This window comes from Bacillus sp. NPDC060175 (assembly GCF_042728695.1).
Classification (GTDB): domain Bacteria; phylum Bacillota; class Bacilli; order Bacillales; family Bacillaceae_G; genus Bacillus_A.
The window spans coordinates 1-2,435 of record NZ_JBHWYR010000181.1 but is presented as its reverse complement, the minus strand read 5'-3'; the positions used below and the strand labels follow the sequence as shown (position 1 = coordinate 2,435).

Genomic DNA, 2,435 nt, shown 5'->3' with positions numbered 1-2,435 from the left:
TGTCCAAAATGAAGTGAAGTTTATTCATCAACTATTCGGAATGGTTGCATAAGAATAGATTCCATTAGGAATCTATATACCTCTTTCAAATAAATGCAATCTTTGCACCAGAACCCTATTATAAACAAACTTTAATAAAAGATGCCTTCTCCCTCTTTTTTTATGACTGGATTTTTTGAGTGGATGTGACCCCTAATAAACATTGCAGTTTTGTAATATTAATGTTACTAAAATCAATTTCTTCACTATAAAAAATTCACTATAATTTCCATATACAAAGATAAAGAGAGTAATATGAAAAACATTAGTTATATTATTTGCACTGTTTTCTAGATTTTGCTATAGAATATGTGAATACAATAGATATTTTCGATATAGATCTGCACGAATAACTCTTGAGGTAGAATCAACCAATCAATAATTTTTACGTTGTCATTTAAACGTAAACAAAAAATAGCTGCAAAATAAATAATAATAGTTGATTTTGGAGCTATTTTTTGTTTACTTCACTTTTTTTCGGCACTCTGCATCAAGACGCTAAATCCATTGACTACGGTAAGACTTTATTTCAAATCCACACAAAAAAACAGATTACCTGCACACTAAAAAGTCTAGCGAACAGGTAATCTAGGTGTTTTGATATTAATGAAAAACTAATTTATTTTTTGAATTCTTCCATCAATAATAGGCTGAATTGGTTCTTTTGCTTGTTTTATATATTCTACTAATGCTTCAAAATCAGTTGGTCCTGTTTCAGCATCTTTCCCATTTTTAAATGACACAAATCCATCTCCGCCTGAAGCCAGAAATGCATTCGCAACGACGCTGTAAGTTTTAGAAGGAATAATTTCTTCTCCATTTGTTAAGCGGATACTTGTGACTTTTTCTCCATTTGGCTTGTTCGCATCCCAAGTGTATTGGATCCCGGAAATTTGAAGCATTCTTGTTATGTCTTTTTGCCATTGTTGATTTAAAATATCACGAATGTCTTGACCTGTTAAATTAACTTTTACTAATTGATTTCCGAATGGTTGAATGCCATATACCTCTCCCCATGTAATATCACCAGCATCTAAGTCATTACGAATACCACCAGGGTTCATAAGAGCAATTTGGGATTGCATTGTTGCACGTTGGGCATCAGCAACTAAATTACCGAGATTAGATTCACCAGCCGTATTTAGTTTGCGATCTAGTGGAGCGGTAGACTTACCAACAACTTCATTGACAAGAGGTGCGATTTTTTCTTGATATTTCTCCATTTTCTTCTTTATTTTTTTATCAGGCTCTATGCCTTCATGGTAAGTTGTAACAATTTCTGCTTTTTTCTCAACAATATCTTGTGTCTTACGATCAATCTTTACATCAACATCAGCAAAAGCCATACCATAAGAATTTGCTTGTACGACAAGTTTATTATTAACAGTTCCATTTACATAGGTGTGGCTATGCCCTCCAAAAATAACATCGACTTCTGGATCAGTCTCATTTGCTAATCGGACGATATCACCATTTGTTACATCGTTCTCATTTGTTGTACCTCCGTTATGCGCAAGAACAACGATAGATTTAACGCCTAGTTTTTTCAATTGCTTTACGGATTTGTTAATGGCTTCAACTTCATCTGTAATTTCTACATTCTTTAGCATAGTAGGCATAACAAGGTTAGGAACATCTGTTGTTACGACTCCGATAAAGCCAACAGGAACTCCTTGTACCTTTTTGATAGTAAATGGTGGTAAAAATAGACGACCGGTGGATTTATTATAGAAATTTGCGGCTACATATGGGAATTTTGCTCCTTTAAAATTCCCTGTTTTTTCATGGTATCCACCATAAATAAGGCGCTTCATTTCTTCAATGCCTTCATCAAATTCATGATTTCCTATGGTTCCAACATCAAATTTTAAATCATTTAGAAATTCAATCGTGGGTTCGTCTTGTAATAATGCTGAAACAGGAGGACTTGCTCCAACAGCATCGCCAACTTGAACCTTTAATGTATTCGGATTTTGTTTTTCACGATCACGTAAATAAGCCCCTAAGTACTCGATTCCCCCTGCATCTTTATTGTTAATTTTCTTTACAGTGTCTAGTTGCCCATGTAAATCGTTAATACCGAGCATTTGTACATCTATGTAGCGGTTTGGCTCTGTACTTGCTTGAACTGAAGGCGCAGCAAATACACTTGAAAAAGTAACTGTACTTAATGCTAAAGCAACTGGAATGATTTTTTTCAACATAAAATTTTCTCTCCCCTTATTACAAATCTGACATCATACGATATAATTTTAATAGATTAAGAGGATTATTTCTATAAAAATTCTACTAATTATAAAAATTAATAAGATTTTATTGTTTTCCGACAAAAGACTCCTTCCTCAAAAATGTGAAGGTGTAAAACGTCCATTTTAGGTGGGAGATGAATATTGGTG

Annotated in this window: 1 protein-coding gene; it reads right to left on the bottom strand. The window is 33.6% G+C overall.

Annotated features, from left to right (window positions below; all coding sequences use genetic code 11):
- Window positions 1-653: 653 nt before the first annotated feature.
- A complete protein-coding gene (locus ACFWDE_RS30355) occupies window positions 654-2,243 on the bottom strand; it encodes a bifunctional metallophosphatase/5'-nucleotidase (protein ID WP_377896379.1) in 1,590 nt (529 codons plus the stop codon).
- Window positions 2,244-2,435: the final 192 nt, after the last annotated feature.